Annotated in this window: 19 protein-coding genes, 2 rRNA genes and 2 pseudogenes (1 of these 23 only partly in view); 20 read left to right on the forward strand and 3 right to left on the reverse strand. The window is 44.5% G+C overall.

Features of this window, described 5'->3' with window-relative positions; translation table 11 throughout:
* The 13 genes from GXO74_11585 to GXO74_11645 form a co-directional block, all read left to right on the forward strand.
* A 23S ribosomal RNA gene (locus GXO74_11585) occupies positions 1-1,174 on the forward strand (it extends 1,834 nt beyond the left edge of the window).
* 83 nt (positions 1,175-1,257) lie between these two features.
* Positions 1,258-1,374, forward strand: a 5S ribosomal RNA gene (gene rrf / locus GXO74_11590).
* A gap of 658 nt (positions 1,375-2,032) precedes the next feature.
* Positions 2,033-2,500 (forward strand): ferrous iron transport protein A, encoded by a 468-nt coding sequence (locus GXO74_11595; protein NOZ62312.1) that lies wholly within the window; start codon positions 2,033-2,035, stop codon positions 2,498-2,500.
* A complete protein-coding gene (gene feoB, locus GXO74_11600) occupies positions 2,487-4,511 on the forward strand; it encodes a ferrous iron transport protein B (GenBank protein ID NOZ62313.1) in 2,025 nt (674 codons plus the stop codon). Before GXO74_11595 ends, feoB begins: the two co-directional genes overlap by 14 nt.
* Before the next feature lie 203 nt (positions 4,512-4,714).
* The gene (locus GXO74_11605) at positions 4,715-5,116 is read left to right on the forward strand and encodes a winged helix-turn-helix transcriptional regulator (protein ID NOZ62314.1); all 402 of its coding nucleotides are present in this window, start codon (positions 4,715-4,717) and stop codon (positions 5,114-5,116) included.
* A 59-nt stretch (positions 5,117-5,175) separates the two neighbouring features.
* Positions 5,176-6,243, forward strand: coding sequence for an ACR3 family arsenite efflux transporter (gene arsB, locus GXO74_11610; GenBank protein ID NOZ62315.1), 1,068 nt, complete (start codon positions 5,176-5,178; stop codon positions 6,241-6,243).
* On the forward strand, positions 6,230-6,538 hold the full coding sequence (locus GXO74_11615; GenBank protein ID NOZ62316.1) for a glutaredoxin: 309 nt from the start codon (positions 6,230-6,232) through the stop codon (positions 6,536-6,538). Before arsB ends, GXO74_11615 begins: the two co-directional genes overlap by 14 nt.
* 58 nt (positions 6,539-6,596) lie before the next feature.
* Complete coding sequence (locus GXO74_11620) at positions 6,597-7,316, forward strand: ZIP family metal transporter (GenBank protein NOZ62317.1); 720 nt, start codon at positions 6,597-6,599, stop codon at positions 7,314-7,316.
* 145 nt (positions 7,317-7,461) lie between these two features.
* Positions 7,462-8,019 (forward strand): rhodanese-like domain-containing protein, encoded by a 558-nt coding sequence (locus GXO74_11625; protein NOZ62318.1) that lies wholly within the window; start codon positions 7,462-7,464, stop codon positions 8,017-8,019.
* Positions 8,009-8,434: a DoxX family membrane protein gene (locus GXO74_11630; GenBank protein NOZ62319.1), complete on the forward strand. Its 426-nt coding sequence runs from the start codon at positions 8,009-8,011 to the stop codon at positions 8,432-8,434. The genes GXO74_11625 and GXO74_11630 overlap by 11 nt, the downstream gene beginning before the upstream one ends.
* Positions 8,435-8,654: 220 nt before the next feature.
* Positions 8,655-9,407, forward strand: coding sequence for a sulfite exporter TauE/SafE family protein (locus GXO74_11635; protein NOZ62320.1), 753 nt, complete (start codon positions 8,655-8,657; stop codon positions 9,405-9,407).
* 200 nt (positions 9,408-9,607) lie between these two features.
* Positions 9,608-10,519: a cation transporter gene (locus GXO74_11640; GenBank protein NOZ62321.1), complete on the forward strand. Its 912-nt coding sequence runs from the start codon at positions 9,608-9,610 to the stop codon at positions 10,517-10,519.
* Positions 10,520-10,551: 32 nt separating this feature from the next.
* Positions 10,552-10,668 (forward strand): thioredoxin family protein, encoded by a 117-nt coding sequence (locus tag GXO74_11645; GenBank protein NOZ62322.1) that lies wholly within the window; start codon positions 10,552-10,554, stop codon positions 10,666-10,668.
* 132 nt (positions 10,669-10,800) lie between these two features.
* Here the strand turns inward: GXO74_11645 and GXO74_11650 are convergent.
* The 3 genes and pseudogenes from GXO74_11650 to GXO74_11660 form a co-directional block, all read right to left on the reverse strand.
* Positions 10,801-11,019: pseudogene (locus GXO74_11650) on the reverse strand (hypothetical protein).
* A 113-nt stretch (positions 11,020-11,132) separates the two neighbouring features.
* Positions 11,133-11,837 (reverse strand): class I SAM-dependent methyltransferase, encoded by a 705-nt coding sequence (locus GXO74_11655; protein ID NOZ62323.1) that lies wholly within the window; start codon positions 11,835-11,837, stop codon positions 11,133-11,135.
* A gap of 12 nt (positions 11,838-11,849) precedes the next feature.
* Positions 11,850-12,383, reverse strand: a complete 534-nt coding sequence (locus tag GXO74_11660) for a sigma-70 family RNA polymerase sigma factor (protein NOZ62324.1) — start codon at positions 12,381-12,383, stop codon at positions 11,850-11,852.
* A 218-nt stretch (positions 12,384-12,601) separates the two neighbouring features.
* Between GXO74_11660 and GXO74_11665 the strand changes: the two genes are divergently transcribed.
* From GXO74_11665 to GXO74_11695, 7 genes and pseudogenes are all read left to right on the forward strand, one after another.
* A complete protein-coding gene (locus GXO74_11665) occupies positions 12,602-13,000 on the forward strand; it encodes a winged helix-turn-helix transcriptional regulator (protein ID NOZ62325.1) in 399 nt (132 codons plus the stop codon).
* Positions 13,001-13,154: 154 nt separating this feature from the next.
* Positions 13,155-13,748 (forward strand): formylmethanofuran dehydrogenase, encoded by a 594-nt coding sequence (locus GXO74_11670; GenBank protein ID NOZ62326.1) that lies wholly within the window; start codon positions 13,155-13,157, stop codon positions 13,746-13,748.
* 116 nt (positions 13,749-13,864) lie between these two features.
* Positions 13,865-14,615: pseudogene (locus GXO74_11675) on the forward strand (sulfite exporter TauE/SafE family protein).
* A gap of 66 nt (positions 14,616-14,681) precedes the next feature.
* Positions 14,682-15,815 carry a hypothetical protein gene (locus tag GXO74_11680; protein ID NOZ62327.1) on the forward strand — a complete coding sequence of 378 codons (1,134 nt, stop codon included), beginning with the start codon at positions 14,682-14,684 and terminating at the stop codon, positions 15,813-15,815.
* A gap of 27 nt (positions 15,816-15,842) precedes the next feature.
* Positions 15,843-16,637, forward strand: coding sequence for a sulfite exporter TauE/SafE family protein (locus tag GXO74_11685; GenBank protein NOZ62328.1), 795 nt, complete (start codon positions 15,843-15,845; stop codon positions 16,635-16,637).
* 215 nt (positions 16,638-16,852) lie between these two features.
* On the forward strand, positions 16,853-17,218 hold the full coding sequence (locus tag GXO74_11690) for a dinitrogenase iron-molybdenum cofactor biosynthesis protein (GenBank protein ID NOZ62329.1): 366 nt from the start codon (positions 16,853-16,855) through the stop codon (positions 17,216-17,218).
* Between the two features lie 18 nt (positions 17,219-17,236).
* The gene (locus tag GXO74_11695; protein ID NOZ62330.1) at positions 17,237-18,409 is read left to right on the forward strand and encodes a peptidase C1; all 1,173 of its coding nucleotides are present in this window, start codon (positions 17,237-17,239) and stop codon (positions 18,407-18,409) included.
* Positions 18,410-18,412 lie beyond the last annotated feature (3 nt).

An 18,412-nucleotide genomic window follows, 5' to 3' on the forward strand; every position in this document is an offset into this window, starting at 1 on the left:
AGGAGCCGAAAGTGGTCGCAGTGAAAAGGCCTGGGCGACTGTTTACTAAAAACACAGGTCTCTGCCAAGTCGTAAGACGATGTATAGGGACTGACACCTGCCCGGTGCTGGAAGGTTAAGGGGACGTGTTATCCTTTGTTCGCAAGGGAGAAGCAGTGAACCGAAGCCCCAGTAAACGGCGGCCGTAACTATAACGGTCCTAAGGTAGCGAAATTCCTTGTCGGGTAAGTTCCGACCTGCACGAATGCGACTTGGGCACTGTCTCGACCAGAGACTCGGCGAAATTGTAGCACCGGTGAAGATGCCGGTTACCCGCAACGGGACGGAAAGACCCCGTGAACCTTTACTACAGCTTAGTATTGGGTTTTGATATTGCATGTGTAGGATAGGTGGGAGACTGTGAAGTGGGGACGCTAGTCCTCATGGAGTTGCCCTTGAAATACCACCCTTGTTATATTGGAATCCTAACTCCGAACCGTGAATCCGGTTCGAGGACCATGCTAGGTGGGTAGTTTGACTGGGGCGGTCGCCTCCCAAAATGTAACGGAGGCGCTCAAAGGTTCCCTCAGCACGGTCGGTAATCGTGCGCAGAGTGCAAAGGCATAAGGGAGCTTAACTGCGAGACATACAGGTCGAGCAGGTGCGAAAGCAGGACTTAGTGACCCGGCGGTTGAGAATGGAATTGCCGTCGATCAACGGATAAAAGGTACTCCGGGGATAACAGGCTGATCAGGCCCAAGAGTTCACATCGACGGCCTGGTTTGGCACCTCGATGTCGGCTCATCGCATCCTGGGGCTGGAGAAGGTCCCAAGGGTTTGGCTGTTCGCCAATTAAAGCGGTACGTGAGCTGGGTTTAGAACGTCGTGAGACAGTTCGGTCCCTATCTGTTGCGGGCGTAGGATATCTGAGAGGAGCTGTCCGTAGTACGAGAGGACCCGGATGGACGAACCTCTAGTGTACCAGTTGTCGCTCCAGCGGCACGGCTGGGTAGCTACGTTCGGAAGGGAAAAGCGCTGAAAGCATCTAAGTGCGAAGCCCACCTCGAGATGAGATATCCCACCGCCATTAGGCGGTCTAAAGGCTCCTTGGAGATTACAAGGTGATAGGCCACAGGTGTAAGCGCAGTAATGTGTTCAGCCGAGTGGTACTAATAAGCCGTGAGGCTTACTGTATGCCTCTTTGGCAGCAGATGGTTAGAAGCTTGGAAAAAATGCTAACTCGTAAGTTAAGCTTATTCTCAAATTGTAAATAAAAATTCCGGTGACCATAGCGGCGGGGAAACACCTCTTCCCATTCCGAACAGAGAAGTTAAGCCTGCCAGCGCCGATGGTACTGCCCTGGCGACGGGGTGGGAGAGTAGGTCGTTGCCGGATTTAAATTTTGAAAAAAAGCCTCAGTCTTATTGATTGAGGCTTTTTTTGTCATCATAATAAATCTTCGCGTCTTTCAAATGTCGGTATGTAGGGAATGCAAATTTGCATTCCTTGCTTTTCGGACAACCTGTTTATTGTGGAGTGGCCTTCTGTTCCTGTCGTAGATTATGAAGCTGCTGAAGCAGCTATCGCAATGTTGATTTCGTGACTGGTACAATGTAACACATTGTGTCTTAAGGAATTGTATGAGCATCACAATTTATTGTGGTGTGAGAGAATAAAAAGAAAAAAATAGGGAACTGCTTCAGCAGTTTCTTAAACTTAAATTAAGTAATTAGCCACCGAGACACCGAAATCACAGAAAAAAGTGAGTAATTTTCCAATAATTTTTTTTTAATTCAAATTCAAAATAGTTTTGTCGAATGATTGATATTTGAACCACAAACTAACCGAAGCTATTGGTTATGCTAAAAATTATTTTTCCGAAATTAAGTCGCAAAGTTCGCGCCAGATATTTTTTCTCCGAATTTGAAGCGCACATTTGATTTCGCTGCTATTCTCCCCTAAATATTGAACTTTTTCCCCTGCAAGATTGTTAAAAGACCTATTATGAATTTTAATCGTTGAATTGTCAAATTTTAAAAGAAACCAGAGAAATATGACCAGGATACCTTTTGTAGCAAATACCGAATGCGTCATCACGGCGCTGGAAGGAGACAGGAACCTCACGGAACGCATGGCGCAAATGGGAATTTTGCCGGGCTCGCGATTGAGAATTGTCCGCGTTAGTCCGCTGGGCGGCACTGTGGAGGTAGTCATTGATCAGTCCGAAAGTCTGGCGATTCGCATTGAAGAGTTGAAGCAGTTGAATTGCAGGCTGGCGGCGATTCCCCTGTCGCAAATAAAATTTTGCAGCGATAAGCATTATCGGGTTCTGAAATTTCTCGGCGGCATTTTTTTTCAGCAGAAAATGAAGAATCGTGGAATTGACCTCGGGGATGAGGTTGAAATTCTCGATGTACGAGGATTGCGATTAAAAAATAAAAATAATCAGACGGTTGTTATCGGACGCGGCGAAGCGGAAAAGATAATTTTAGAGCCTTTGGAAGAAAATGGGCAAGAATAAAAGAATCACCATTGCCATCAGTTCCATTCCCAACACCGGGAAATCCACGCTATTCAATCAACTGACCGGCGCCCATCAGATGGTCGGAAATTGGCCTGGCGTATCCGTGGAAAAAAAGATGGGCCGGTTCAAAATAGATGGCTACAACTTCACGCTCATCGACCTTCCCGGCACTTATTCTATCGTGCCCACTTCGCTGGAAGAGCAGGTCGTCAGGGATTTTTTGCTGCAAACCCCGCCTGACATCATCATCAACATTGTCGATGCGCGCAATTTGTACCGCAGTCTGGGTTTGACGCTGCAATTGGCACAGAGCGGCATTCCCATGATTGTGGCTGTGAACATGATGGATGAAGCCCGACGTCTGGGAGTGAAAATTAACTTCGAGGCGCTGCGCCAACATTTGCGCATGGCAGTCGTTCCCATTGTCGCGCGCTCGGGCGAGGGGATTAATTCGCTCAAACAAGAAATTTTGAAATTAGTGCAGCAGCCGGTTTCGGCAAAGCCGCCGAATATTTCCTGTCCCCCGATCGTGGAAAATGCGCTCATTCATCTCGCCAGAAAATTGGAAAAAATTGAGCACGATCCGAGTTTGAGCAAAGTGTTTTTGGCGAGCCGGTTGCTGGAGAGCGAAGATTCCCTACTGCTGACACGGGTGAAAGATGAGAAACTGGCGACAATTCAGCGGGAAGCAATTGAACTGCGCGAACACATTGAGAAAATAACGAAGGAAAATTTGTCGGTGATGTTCGCCCGTTGCCGTTTCAATGCTGTGAAGGGACTTATTCGCGAAGCCACTTCCGCGCCGACCGTCGAACATGACGAAATCACGCGAAAAATCGACAGCGTTTTGCTGCATAAATACCTGGGGCTGCCGCTTTTCTTTTTGATTATTTTTCTTTTGTTTCAGGGAATTTACGCCCTTGGTACGCCTTTGCAGAATTTGATCGGCGACGGCTTCAGCTATCTGCAAGCTACACTCCAGCACTGGGCGCTTTTTCAAAAATTGCCGCCGTTTTTTGCCAGCTTGATCATTGACGGACTTGTGATGGGATTGGGCGTTGTCATCAGTTTTTTTCCCATCATCGCCCTGTTTTTCGTTTTTATGTCCATCATCGAAGACAGCGGATACATGGCGCGGGCTGCCTTTTTAATGGATCGGCTCATGCACGCGCTCGGTCTGGACGGCAAAGCCTTCATCAATATTTTGTTGGGATTTGGCTGTAACGTGCCCGCGGTCATGGGCACGCGAATTCTCTCCAGTCGGCACAACCGCATTGTGACCATGCTCTTGCTACCTTTCACGCTGTGCAGCGCCAGATTGCAGGTGTTCATCTTTTTCGCCGGGATTTTGTTCGCCCCGGCGGTCGCTCCCTGGGTGGTATTTGCGTTTTACGTGATTAGCTTCACTGCTGTCATTTTAATAGGGCTGGCTTTGCGCGTGTTTAAATTTGCCGGAAAAGCAGAGCCGTTTATCATGGAAATTCCGCCCTATCGGCTGCCCAAGGCGAGCACGGTCGCCTTGCGCGCCTGGCAGGAAATCAAAGATTTTCTCTACCGCGCAGCGACGCTGATTGTCGGCGGCGTTCTGGTCGTCTGGTTTTTGACGCACGTCCCCATGAGTGCCGGAGATGACATTTCCCGCACCTGGGCTGGCCTCATCGGCCACTGGCTGCTTCCTTTGTTTCAGCCGCTGGGAATTAATTGGCAGGAAATTGTCGCCTTGATTTTCGGATTTATCGCCAAGGAAATTGTCATCGGATCACTCGCTGTGATTTATGCCGGCGGAAACACAGCCGTACAAATCGCTGCTCACGTTACGCCGCTGCAGGGCTTGAGCTTCATGATTTTCACACTGCTGTACACGCCGTGCATTGCCACTATCTCTGCCATCAAAGCTGAATCCCAATCGTGGAAAATCACTATTTTTTCTGTAACGCTGGGTCTGACTCTGGCGTGGACTGCCAGTTTTGTGCTTTATCAGGGCGCCGGTCTGCTGGGATTCCGGTGATTTTGTTTCGATTAATTTTTTCCCTCAATTGAAGCTTTGATTTCTCAAATTTCAAAACAATTTTCTTTCTTCTAATTCTTAATTCCATCCGGAATAGTTGATGTTCCTCTTTTTTTGATTTAAGTTTACCAGAAAAATAAAAAAAGACTTGACTTCTTTATTTTTCATTTTTATATTTATCGAAATGAAAATGGAGAGAAAAAATGGACGAGCTTTCTGAATTATTCAAAGCCCTGGGGGATAAAAATCGGCTGCGCATCATCAATTTGCTCAAACAGCGGTCGTTGTGCGTTTGTGAGATTACAGAAATATTGAAACTGGCGCCATCGACGGTGTCGCGGCACTTAAGTATTTTAAAAAATATTGGAATTATTAAAGATAAAAAGGACAGGAAATGGGTGAACTATTCCCTGAATGTGTGTTACGACAACGTCCTGATTACGGTTTTGATGCCGCTTATTTTGTCCCAGTTGAAAACGGACTCTCAGGCAGAAAACGATTGGGAGAAATTAGAAAAGATGGACCGTAATTTTGTCTGCAAATCAAAAGATAGTTTGGCAGCTATTTCGAATAACATCGAAATGGGAGCTGAAATTAATTTGTGAAAAAATGGACGTTGAGACGACTGCTTAATTTAATTTTGTAGTGCAAAAAATTCAGTAAAATGTTTGGAGGAAAAGTGGTTGCTGAAGAAACGAAAAAAATGTCATTCATCGATCGATTTTTAACTTTGTGGATTTTTTTGGCGATGGCTGTCGGCGTCGGTTCTGGGTATTTGTACCCGAGAATAGTTGACTTCTGGAATTATTTTCAGGTCGGAACGACGAATATCCCCATTGCCATCGGGCTCATTCTGATGATGTACCCGCCGCTGGCAAAGGTAAAATATGAAGAACTGGGTGAGGTTTTTCGAAACTGGCGAATTTTAGGATTGTCTCTGATTCAAAATTGGATCGTCGGCCCCATGCTGATGTTTCTGTTGGCGATTGTTTTTCTGCGCGGCTATCCGGAATACATGTACGGGTTAATCATGATCGGGCTGGCGAGATGTATTGCCATGGTCATTGTCTGGAACGAACTGGCCAAGGGCGATTCCGAATATGCCGCCGGTCTGGTGGCTTTCAATTCTATTTTTCAAGTGCTGTTTTATTCGGTTTATGCTTATGTTTTCATCACAATTTTGCCTACCTGGTTCGGCTTGAAAGGGACGCTGGTTCAGGTTACTATCGGACAAATCGCCAAGAGCGTTTTCATTTATCTCGGCATTCCATTTATCGCCGGGATTATCACCCGTTTTTCATTGCTCAAATTAAAGGGCAAACAATGGTATGAGACAAAATTTATCCCGAAAATCAGCCCCATCACACTCATCGCTTTGTTGTTCACGATTATCGTTATGTTTTCTCTGAAAGGCGAATATATTGTGCAACTCCCGCTGGATGTAGTGCGTATCGCCATTCCGCTTCTCATTTATTTTGTGTTGATGTTTCTGATCTCATTTTATATGAGTAAAAAGGTCGGTGCTAATTACAAACAGTCCGCCACGCTTTCATTTACCGCTGCCAGCAACAATTTTGAATTAGCCATTGCCGTTGCAGTGGCAGTTTTTGGGATTCATTCGGGAGAGGCGTTCGCTGCGGTCATCGGTCCCCTGGTCGAAGTGCCGGTCCTGATTGGGTTGGTAAATGTGTCTTTGAAATTTAAGGAAAAATATTTTAATGACGAAAAGTAACGCAGAAATGGCAAAAAAGAGTAACAAACCCATTCTCATTTTGCGCACTCGCAACTGTCGCAAGAGCAATTTGGTCATTCGATTTTTGCAGAATAACAACATCCCGCATGAGGTAAAATCTCTGGAAACTGATCCGGAAGCGCAGCAGATCGCCAAAAAGCTGAATATACTTTCGTCACCGGGAATTGTTGTGAACGGGCAAGTTGTCAATCCCTATGAGTTAATTGAAAATTGTCAGATAAAGAATCCGGCGGGGACAAAACAATTTTTAGAAGAATTGCTGGGGGCGGAGTGATAATTTTTTTTCAAAATTTTCATCAGCATGACGTTTTAGCAAATTGAAAGGATTTTCAATGTTGACCAGTTTACTTGTTTATTCTTTTTTCATTATTGTGATCGCCTGGATTGGTGGCGCGATTCCGATTTATTTCAGGAAAAATTCGTTCGTTATCCATCTTTTTATCAGTTTCGGCGCTGGCGTTTTGCTGGGCGCCGCTCTTTTGCACATGACGCCTGACGCCGCAAAGTACATCGGCCCCCGGCTGGGGCTGCCTATTCTTCTTGGTTTTTTGTCGCTCTATATTTTTGAAAAATTTATTATGACCCACCCGTGTCCATCGGAAGGATGTGAGTTCCATTCTGTGGGAATTTCCGCTTTTGTTGGCTTGTCGGTTCACAGCTTAATTACCGGTCTGGCGTTGGGAGCAGGCATATTTGTGCCCCATCTCGGTATGGTTGTTTTCCTGGCAGTTGTGCTACACAAACTTCCGGCGTCGCTGTCTTTGTCCAGTTTGCTCATCAAGGAACATTACTCCAATAAATCTATCATGCTGTTGACCTTGCTCTTTTCGGTGATGGTCCCCATCGGCGCTTTTATTACTTTTTTTGTGCTTCAGGGAACATCCTTGATTGCGATCGGCTATCTGATTGCATTTTCGGCTGGTACTTTTCTTCACGTGGCTGCAGATGATTTAATCCCGGAAGTGCACCGGCATTTCCAGTACCGCTACGTGCGGCTGGTGGCATTTTTATCTGGCTTGGTTGTTATTGGTGTTGTTAGATTTTTAGCATAGAAGAAACAACGAGGAGCTTTCTGAAAAATCATCGAAAATAGCTTCAGCCGATACATTGTTGAGTCTGTCAGCGGCGAAAAGCAGGGAGCGCATCAATGAAATTCATTCGTATTGAATTTATCCGGGAATGGGAGAGGAGACGAGCATGATGAAAAATAGAAAAAAATTGCTCGGTAAACAGGTTTTGTTAATTATTCTTTTTGCTATCATCGTGAGTTTTGTTGTCAATTTTTTTCACCCGCGCGCTGTTAAAATTTCCTTTCAGCGGCCTCCCCTGGCGTACGCGTCAGATTCGGTCTTTGCCGAACAACTTCCGCCGGTGTCAATTGAAACCGATGAAAAAAACGGATTTTCCGAAGGCGACGATTTGCCAGTTGTCGGATTTGATCAGCTTAATCGGATCATTAGCGAAAACAAAGCATTGTTAATCGACGCCAGAGAAGAAGTCGAATTTCAGGCGGGACATTTACCGAACGCAATAAATATTCCCTACGAGAGATATTTTGAGTTTGAAGAAATAATCCAAAAATTGCCGCACGACAAATGGCTGGTTTGCTATTGCGACGGGTCGCCATGCGATTTGGGCACATTGCTGGCGGAAGAACTCAAATTGAGAGATTTCGCGAAAGTGGCAGTTTACGAGGGTGGTCTGAATGACTGGAAAGCGCATGGCAAGTCGAAGGGGGCAAGAAATGACAGATAAAGGAAAAAGCAGGCTCATCAATTGGCTGTTGCGGATCATCATCGCCGGAATTTTCATCTACGCCGGCGCCGTGAAAATCGCCAATCCGGCCGGGTTTGCCGAACAAGTGGATAATTATCGCATTTTGCCATATTTTTTTGTGGTCATTACGGCTGTGGTTCTGCCGTGGCTGGAACTGATTTGCGGCATGTTGCTTTTGACGAGTCGCTGTCTTTCTGCTTCGGCGTTGATTTTGTTAGTGTTGAATTTCATTTTCATCGTGGCGATTGCTTCGGCGCTGGTGCGCGGGCTGGATATTAGCTGCGGCTGTTTTGCTGTCGGCGCAGAAGAGACAAAGATCGGGATGCAAAAATTGGCGGAAGATATTGTTTTGCTGGCGATGAATGTTGTGATTTATCGGAATAGCCTAAAATGAAGGAGAAGTTTTGCTGATGCGCTTTGGGTGAATGCATTGATTCAGATTGCAAAAAAATATTGCGCGCCATGAGCGAAGAAATCACAATGGTTGTCATTGCCGGTTTCCGCGTCGGACTGGTGGGATTGGTGCAACTTTTACAGGAAAGATTAGTTAAAAACACTTAATTGCAAATAAATAAAATGACTGGGAAAATAGTTAATTGACAAGCCTGGGAGCCATGCCGCTCGCGTTAATCGGGATTGTGTTACTGATTTCGTTTTTATTGTCCATGTTTGGCCTGGGCGGCGCTCAATTGTACGTGCCGATTTTTTATTGGCTGGGAATGTCCCTGAAGAGCGAGGCGATTTTGCTGGCGCTCACCATCAATTTTGTCACGCAGACCTCGGCATTTCTTTACTATCGCCGAAAAAAACTGGTAGAATTCAAAATAGGGATTCCGCTAATCGTTGCTGCGATTCCCATGACTTTTGCCGGTGCGCATTTGACGTACAAAGTGCCGGATCATTTCATTGCTCTGTTCATCGGATTGTTTTTGATTGCACTTGGTTTACAGAGAATTTACAAACCGGCTGTCAAGCCGATTGCTCGCAGCCGCAAGCAAAAAATAGTGCTCGGTTTTTTTGCCGGCAGCGCTATCGGATTTTTGATCGGACTTTTGGGCATCGGCGGCGGCTCGCTTGTTGTGCCGGCTTTGCTGTTGCTGGGTTTGACGCCCAAACACGCGGCAGCGACTTCGGCATTCGTTACGAGTATCTCTACGCTATCCGGAAGCGCCGCGCACTGGAAAATGGGGACTGTGCCGCTGATAATTGTCGTTGTCACGGCTCTGGCGGCAATCGTCGGTTCGCAGTTGGGGGCGCGATTTATGACAAAACGTTTACCTGAAAAGTTAATGTCTGTTTTGCTGGGGGTATTGCTGATTTTGATTGGAATGGTTTTTATTGTGAAAGAAGTGATATTTTTAGGATAAATATTTTGACAGGATTTACGGGATTTTCAGGATAAAAAATTTATTTTTCCGCCGCCAATAAGTCAAAAAAAATCAGAATGGGGGCGAGAAAATAATGAAATACGAAGAGTTAACGGAAAAAGTTATTGGCAGTGCTTTTCGTGTTTATTATTCTTTTGGCTTATCCTCTCAAAAAAATTATTTAATTTCGAAGGAAAAAAATGAGCACTGAACACCATCATCACGAAATACCCGCCGACACGGGCGTTAGGTTTATCATCACGATTTTGTTGAATTTTCTGATTACCGTTGTTGAGATTGTCGGCGGCATCATTGCCGGGAGTCTGTCGCTGATTTCCGATGCGTTGCACAATTTCAGCGACGGCGTGGCGGTGATCATCAGCTACATCGCGCTGCGTCTGCGTGAGCGCGATAACTCCCAACGGCACACTTTCGGCCTGAAACGCGCGGAAATTTTGGCGGCGGTGATCAATTCTTCGGTGCTGCTGGTCATTTCGCTGTATCTATTTTATGAATCCGCACTTCGATTGATTCATCCAACTGAAGTTCAGGGGAGTCTGATGTCCGGAATCGCGGCGGTCGGATTAATTGCCAATGTCATCGGAACATTGCTGCTGCGGCGTGATTCAGATTCCAGCATGAATATCCGCTCCGCTTATTTGCATCTTTTTTCTGATGCACTTTCGTCGCTGGGCGTTTTGCTCGGCGGACTGGCGATTTATTTCTGGAAAATCTACTGGCTCGATCCGATTTTGACCATTTTGATCGGCTTGTACATTTTAAAAGAGAGCTACCACATTTTGATCGGCGCAATTCATATTTTAATGGAAGGCGCGCCCACCAATATCCCAGTGACAAAAATCAAAGAGACGATTGAATCATTTGAAGGCGTGGAAGATTTTCATCATTTACATTTGTGGCTGGTCGGAGAAAATGATGTCCATCTGGAAGGGCATGTGAATATTCGCGACATGCTGGTGAGCGAAAGCAATGATTTAGGCAGAAAAATTGAAGAAAAGTTAAAACACGAATTTGAGATTAGCCATGTAACGCTGCAGTTTGAATGCAATCAGTGCCAGGGCGTGGGATTGATTTCAAACGGTAATGAATAGCTCAAATTTCGGAACAAGAAATTGATGAAATTTTGAGATACGACGTCATCCAGACGCCCTGTTTGATCATTGACGGCAAGCTCAAGAGCGCCGGTAGAGTGCCCGGATACAATCAAATTAAAAATTGGCTGCCAGAAAAGGCGGCGTGATTTGCGCCGCCCTATGTCTCTTCAATTTGCCTCTGGCCCTGGTCCAAATTTCCTTTTGATTTTTTGAAAAAATTCCTCGTGACGCGCTTGGTAGCCAAAATGTTCGTGGTGGCTGTGATTCGGGTGAGTGATTGATTTGAAAAAAATATGCGACAGCAAAACCAGTCCCCATGCCTGCCAGAATGTGATGGTTGGCAGTCCGAAAATGGCCGGCATGAGCCAGTTCCAGAGCCACAGAACGACAAAACCGAAAAACAGCGCCACGACTGCAGCGACTAAAACTCCGCCAAGCGCAATTAAAACAATTTTCACCGGCTTGGGTGCATTTTCCCAAAAGCATTCATGTGTCATCTTGTCTCCTTCCTGAATTTATTTTGTGCTCAATTAATCAATTGAAATCACTGGTTTTATGGAGCGCAGCAGAGCAAAAAACCAATTTAGTGATGTGCTATGCAGGTTTTTTACTAACAACGCTTTCGCTGCTGTAATTTTGCTCTGAAATATAGCAGAGCACCATTTTCAACAGGAATCCTTTCGTAACTAAAACCATTCTCTTGGCCTATTTTTTCTAATTCCTTTTCTGAATATAATCTGCCATTGATTGTACTTCTCAATTTGTTTCGCTCTGGTACGGGCACACTACAAATGAGAATAGAATCTGGAGCCGAAACTCGTCTAATCTCTTTGAAAACATTTTTGATATTGTCGAAAAAATTGAGGGAGAGAATACAAAGGACAATATCAAAAATGTTATCGCTAAAAGGAAGAGCATCTGCGCTCGTCACATAAAATTCGGCATGTTTGAATCCCGAATTACGGAAGTTCTTAACTGCTTTTTTTAAAAGGCCAGGGCTGACATCTGTGCCAATATAGTGATTGGCATTTGGTAAGAAATTAACAGCACTGCCGCTACCTGTTGCTACTTCGAGAACTTGTTTGCCGAGAACACTTTTCAACTCTTGTCTGAGAATTTCATAATGTTTGCTCATATCTCCACCAAATTTCTTGGGAAAGATGGAACTTTTCATGATGAAATCATATAGAAATGAAAAAGCGTCTCCGAGCCAAGGCTTAAATTTTCTCAGACTGCCGTCATTTTCGACAATGTAATGTAATCCTTTTTTGTCGATGATCTTTATTCCATTTTTTAGCATTCTATACTCTTTCATAAATTTAGTCTGTCATTCCAAATTTTCACGCAAATTTTTCAACTGTTTCCGTAAATTTATCACCGCATACCTTTTCCGCGCTAACAAAGTATTGATTGATTCGCCAGTCAATTCAGCCAATTGACGGAATGTCCTGCCTTGGACGACATTTTCCACGAATACAAATTTCTGCTCCTGCGGCAGGTTTTCAATGGCTCGGTAGATTGCTTCGAGAAGAATATCTTGCTCCTCCCGATCGGCAACGTCAACTGGCATTTCCGCCAGCAATTTTTCCCAGATTTCTTTGTTCTCATCATCCAAAGAAAGTTGAGTTGGCTTTTTGCGGCGATACCAATCAATGATTTCATTTTTAATAACAGTGAAAAGCCAACCGGTCAAATTGTCAATTGACTCCAGCGCATTTAGATTTTTCATTGCCTTGAAGTAAACGTCCTGAATCAAATCTTCGGCATCCTCTAATGAAGAAATTTGGCCCTGAACGTAATTCAACAATGCTGCATATTGACTTTTGAACAGCGAAGCTATTTTAAGTTTTGATTGACTCATCACACTCCTAAAGACGAATCATGCTGAAAATTATTGTATGATATTTTTTGAATTTGGAATTTTTCATTGTTTAGTTGATTCATTTCGCAGCGGCAACGCTTTCTTTTTCTGGCAAAGTACAAAAAAAATTTAGAAAAGTCAAAAAAAAGCTTGACTTTTAATTTTACAAACGTTATTTTATATGCAAATATGCGCATATAGACAAAAGGAGAGGGGAGATGGATTATGTTTCAGTTTTCAAAGCATTAGGCGATGAGACGCGGTTACGAATTGTCAATTTATTTGTGCAATCCGGCGAGCGGCTCTGCGTCTGCGAAATGGTAGATTCTCTGCAATTGCCGCAGTACACCGTTTCTAAAGCGCTGGGAATTTTGAGAAATGCCGGTCTTTTACGCTCAGGCCGGCAGGGGACCTGGGTTTACAATTTTCTTAATGACGATTCTGAATTCCTGCGTTCTTTTTTTGAATTATTGAAAAAACATCTGGCAGAGCAATATCCTGATGATCCGGAACGGCTAAAAAAACGGTTGTTTTTGCGCGAGAACGGCGTCTGTGTCGTTGGCATGGCATTGAATGGCCAATTGGAAAAAGAATTTCAAAAGCGGCAGAAAAAATAAATTTTAATTTGGCAAAAATAGTACCAAGTTGCTTTTTCGACAGGACTGACAACATAAATTTAATTCTTTCAATCCTGTTTATCCTGTCAAAAAATTAAAAAAAATTAAACCCGAATTGTTACAAAAATTAATCATTAAAACTAAGGAGTGAAATATGGTACAGATTCCTGATTGGGTGTTTAAATTTCACGGGCACCGATGCCCGGCCATGCCCATTGGCTACCGCGCCGGATTAGTAGCGATGAAAAAATTGGGCGTGGAGAGAGCCAGCAACAAAGAGCTCTACTTGATTTGTGAAAATGGTCCTGCCCATGCGACCGCCTGCTTTTTGGACGGCGTCATGGCGGCGACCGGTTGCACTTACGGCAAAGGCAATGCCGAGAAGAAAAATTACGGCAAAAATGCGATTACTCTTGTCGATTTGAAGACAAAAAGAGCTGTGCGCGTTGCCATGAAACCGGATTTTCAAAAAAAAGGTCTGGCGTCGAAGTTCGTGGAATTGCGGCGCCAGAAAGTGGAACCCAAAGACATCTCGTCAGAAGTTTTGGATCCGTTGTTGGAAAATATTTTCAATGCCAAAGATGAAGATTTGTTCGTCTTGGGCGAAATTCACGAAGCAGACGTGGAACCTCCCAAAGGCACTTTCAATTGGCACGAGTGCGATATTTGCAATGAGATTGTATTTGAAAATACAACGAAAATGGTGAACGGAAAGCCAGTGTGCATCCCGTGCTTTGAAAAATTATGATAACATTGATTCCGGACAGGGTTGGCAAAATGAGATGTTTTGCACGATGAAAAAAATTCTGTGAGAAAAAGTTTTGCCAGTCCTGTCTTGCTTCCGAACGAAAGGAACTTACGATGGTGACATTTTTGGTAGCTGCGCTCATTGTGTTTATTTTTACCACGGTGCTGACTATCGCCGGTGTGGGAGCTGCGTTTATTCTCATTCCGGCTTTTTATTGGCTGGGAATTCCGCTACGCGAAGCAAGCGATGGCAGTGGCGTTGCTGCTCAATTCAATCAGCATGATTTTCGCGTCGCGGACTTACGTCAAACATAAATTAGTTGTCTTCAAAACGGCAATCCCAATCATCATAATTGCCGTTATTTTTTCCCCGCTGGGAGCCTATTGCAGCCAGTTCGTGAACAGAGAAGTTCTGCTCTGGTTGTTCATCGGTTTTTTGATTTTTGCCGGTTCCATGATGATTTTTTACCGCGCCAAAGAACGGGAAAAACCCCGAACTGCAAAACAGGAATTAGGCTACGGTATGGGTGTTGGTGTGGTCGCCGGGTATCTGGGCGGATTGCTCGGCGTGGGCGGCGGAAATTTCATCGTTCCTGTACTGGTCTGGCTCGGCTTTAATGCTAAAAAAGCGAGCGGAACAACGGCTTTTATTGTTATTTTTTCATCTTTCGCCGGATTTTTAGGTCACGCGTCGCTGGGGCATATCAATTGGCAATTGCTGCTTTTTGCCACGATCGGTTCAATTGGCGGAGCAATTTTAGGCGCCCATTTAATGCAGGCAAAACTGAAAAGCAGGCAGGTGAAACTGATTATCGGAATTGTGCTTTACGCCATTGCGGTGAAAATGATCTGGGGATTGATCGGCTGAAAATAGAGACATTTTAGACGGGGTTTACAAGATTAACTGAATCTATTAAAGATAGAGGTGGGTTCTATGAATAGAAAGGAGCGTTCAGTGCAGCGTTTGCTCATTTTATTTTTCATTTTTTTCTCTAATATTTTTCCGGTTGCGGCGAAGCCGCCATCTTTTTTGCCCGGAAAATTCCAGTGCAAAAGCTACTTTCATCTTCGTTACAGTTTTATTGAAAATGATGTCAAGAACAAAATAAGCGAGGATCACTGGAGCCTACGACGTTTTAAGTTAGCGGCGGATTGGCAGATCAATCAGAAAGTCACTTTTTACGCACAGGCGACTTACAAGACAAATAATTACAGTGCAACTGACGATGAATTTTTTTTAGAACATGCCTATTTCAAATATTCGTTTGGCAAAAGTTTAAATTTAAAAATAGGCCAATTCAAGCCGCCGTTTGGTTGGGAGCGATTTCAGGCGGATTCTCGCCTGCCGACTACGGAGAGAAGCCAGGCAATTAACCGCCTCATTCCGAATGGCTCTCTCGGCGAGTCATTCGTGCGGGATTATGGCGCTCAGTTTTTCGGGAAAGTCGCGTCTTTTTTTCAATATGAATTTGCGCTCATGACGGGCAACGGCGCGAACAACGGTTTTGCTGACAAAAATTTTCCGCTCGTCGTAGCGCGGCTGAGTTACAAAAGAAATCTTAATTTCCCAGCGTGGAGAAAAAAAGTACAATTTTTGTCTCAATTCGCTTGCTCGTATCGACAAAATGGAGACAACAATTTTGTCAAACAGCTTCCCGGCTGCGACAAATCTTATTTTCAGCATTTCGCCGGCAATGACCGGAGAAAGGATTACGCTGTGGCGCTTACTTCCGGTGGAACGCAGCTCGCAGCGGAATATTTGTCGGCAGTATTTTTATTTGACGGCGCAGAAATAGCAACTGTCCGAGCCAGCGGCTGGTTCTGCCAATATTCCCAGTTTTTGACAGATCGCTGGCAATGTGTGTTGCGTTACGAACATTTTGACCCGAATCGAAGTATAAAAAACTCGCACGACCTGTCGTGGTTGACAATTGGCGTGGATTATTATTTCAACAATAAATGGAATCGAATTTTGTTGAATTACGTCCACAAAATTGAAGCCGCGGACGAAATGAAGAATGATGAGTTTGTGGTGCAGTTGCAATATTTCTTGTTTGGCAGTCGCTGATGTTGTAAGCGGAAAACGGAGACGGAAATGAAAATCGGGTTAGTGGCACTGGCGATTTTTCTGATTGCGGCACTGATGACGATGACCGGCAGAGGCGGCGGGAATTTTTACGTGATCACGCTCGTTCTTTTCGGCGTCGGCATGCATGAGGCAGCCACAACGGGACAGTTTATCCTTTTCATCTCTTCACTGGCGGCGACGCTGATTTACGGACAGAAACGCGTCGTGGAGTGGAAATTGGTATTTTTCATCGGTACGTTGACGGCAGTATCGGCTTTCTGCGGCGGTTATTTTTCTTCCTATTTTTCGGGAAAGACTTTGAAATTTGTGTTCTCATTTTTTCTGCTCATCGCCGCATTTCTCATGCTGAAACCAGTGAAAGAAGCTGAAGAGAAAATAAAAGCCAGAAAGAAAATGGTCTGGTACCTCAAATCCGGGGAAAATGATTTTATGGTCGATATCAAAATTGCTGTTCCCATCATCGTTGCCACGGGTTTCGGCGCCGGCATGGTCGGCGTTTCCGGCGGTTCATTTTTGGTGCCGTTGATGGTTTTGGCGTGCAGCGTGCCCATGCGCATCGCTGTGGGAACCGCGACCACGCTTGTTTCCATTACGGCACTGATGGGCTTTACCGGACACGTGGTTTCCGGCCATTTCGATGCGAGATTCGCAGTGCCCATTGCGCTCGCCGGAGCGGTTGGCGGAATTATCGGCGGCAAAATGGCGATGAAAACCAAACCGGCGAAATTGAAATTGCTGTTTGCCTACACGACGCTTGCGGCATCGATCATCATGGTGCTGAATGCCGTGCTGAGCAAATGATTTTTTGCCCTATCGAATTTTAGTTAAAAAAATTAGTGACAGGATTTACAAGATAATCCTGATTTCTTCAAAAAAATCCTGTTCATCCTGTCTAATTACTTTCTTGTGCCGATCGCGACAGAGAAAAATAATTCTTGTTTCGTATCATAAAATTTGTTATTTTGTGAACGATCAATTATTGACTTTATCAAATTAGTAATCGGAGGAATAAAAAAATGAAAATCGCAATTCCTGTGCTGGAAAATTTGGGTGAGAATTCGCCCATCAGCGAGCATTTCGGTCATGCGCCGTTTTTTGCTTTCGTTGACCGAAAAGACGAGGGCAGCTATTCCGTTGATGTCATCGTCAATCCGTTGGAAGATCACGGGCCTGGCGATATCCCGAATTATCTGGCTCAACAAAATGTGGATTTGCTTGTAGCGCGCGGCATCGGCGGCAGAGCCATTGGTTTTTTTGAGCAATTGGGAATTCATGTCGTCCGCGGGGCTTCGGGAACGGTCAAAGAAATTATGGACCAATTATCCAAAAACGAACTTCAGGATCGTGATTACGAAGTTCAGGAAAAATTTCACAGACACTAAAAATGAGGAATATTGAAAATGACCAAATCTGCAAAATATTTTTCGTTACTGCTGATATTGTTTTTTGTCAGCACTTCTTTTGCTCAGGATGTTGTAATCTACAAGCCGACCACCAATTTTTACGGCAAGCCGGATACGATTTTGTCGGCGGATTTTTCAAAAATCAAAAAGCCGGCGTCGCCGGAAGTTTTTCAGCAAGTTTTTCATTTTCCCCCCATTCGTCAGGATACTACCGGCACGTGCTGGTGCTTTTCCACGACGTCATTTTTGGAATCGGAAATTTACCGCATTCACAAGAAAAAAATCAAATTATCAGAAATGTACACTGTTTACTGGGAATATGTGGAAAAAGCGCGCCGTTTTATTCGGGAAAAAGGGAAGTCTCTCGTCGATGAAGGTTCAGAAGACAATGCCGTCATCGAACGCATGAAACAGTACGGCATTGTTCGGCGATCTGATTACGACGGCTTGCTTCCCGGCCAGGAGCATTACAACCATTCTAAAATGGTGCGCGAGATTCGCGATTATCTCAATTTTCTGAAAGAGAAGAATTACTGGGATGAAGACATTGCGTTGAACACGGTAAAAATGATTCTCAATAAATACATGGGCGCACCGCCGGAAAAAATTGTTGTGGATGGAAAAGAGATGACTCCCAAAGAGTTCGCCGAAAAAGTGGTCGCGTTGCCGTTGGATGATTACGTTGACTTGATGTCTTTTAAGGATCAGCCTTTTTACAGTTGGGGCGAATACAAAGTCCCTGACAATTGGTGGCATAGCAAAGCTTATTTCAACGTGCCGCTGGATGTCTGGTACAAAGCCCTGAAACATGCTATTCGCAACGGCTATTCCGTAGCCATCGGCGGCGATGTTTCGGAACCTGGCCGTTACGGCGAAGAGGACATTGCGGTGATTCCGGCGTTTGATATTCCCGCAAATAAAATCAATCAGGATTCCCGCGAATTTCGCTGGTACAATCACACTTCGACGGATGACCACGGCATTCATTTGGTTGGTTACAAACATTTCAAAGGACACGATTGGTTCCTCATCAAGGATTCTGCCTCCAGCGCCTATAAGGGGAAGTTTAAAGGCTACTATTTTTTTCGCGATGATTTTGTTAAGTTGAAAATGTTGACTTTTTTAGTGCACAAAGATGCGATTAAGGATTTTGTGAAATTAGCAAAGTGATTT

This window comes from Calditrichota bacterium, from assembly GCA_013152715.1.
Taxonomy (GTDB): Bacteria; Zhuqueibacterota; Zhuqueibacteria; order Thermofontimicrobiales; family Thermofontimicrobiaceae; genus 4484-87.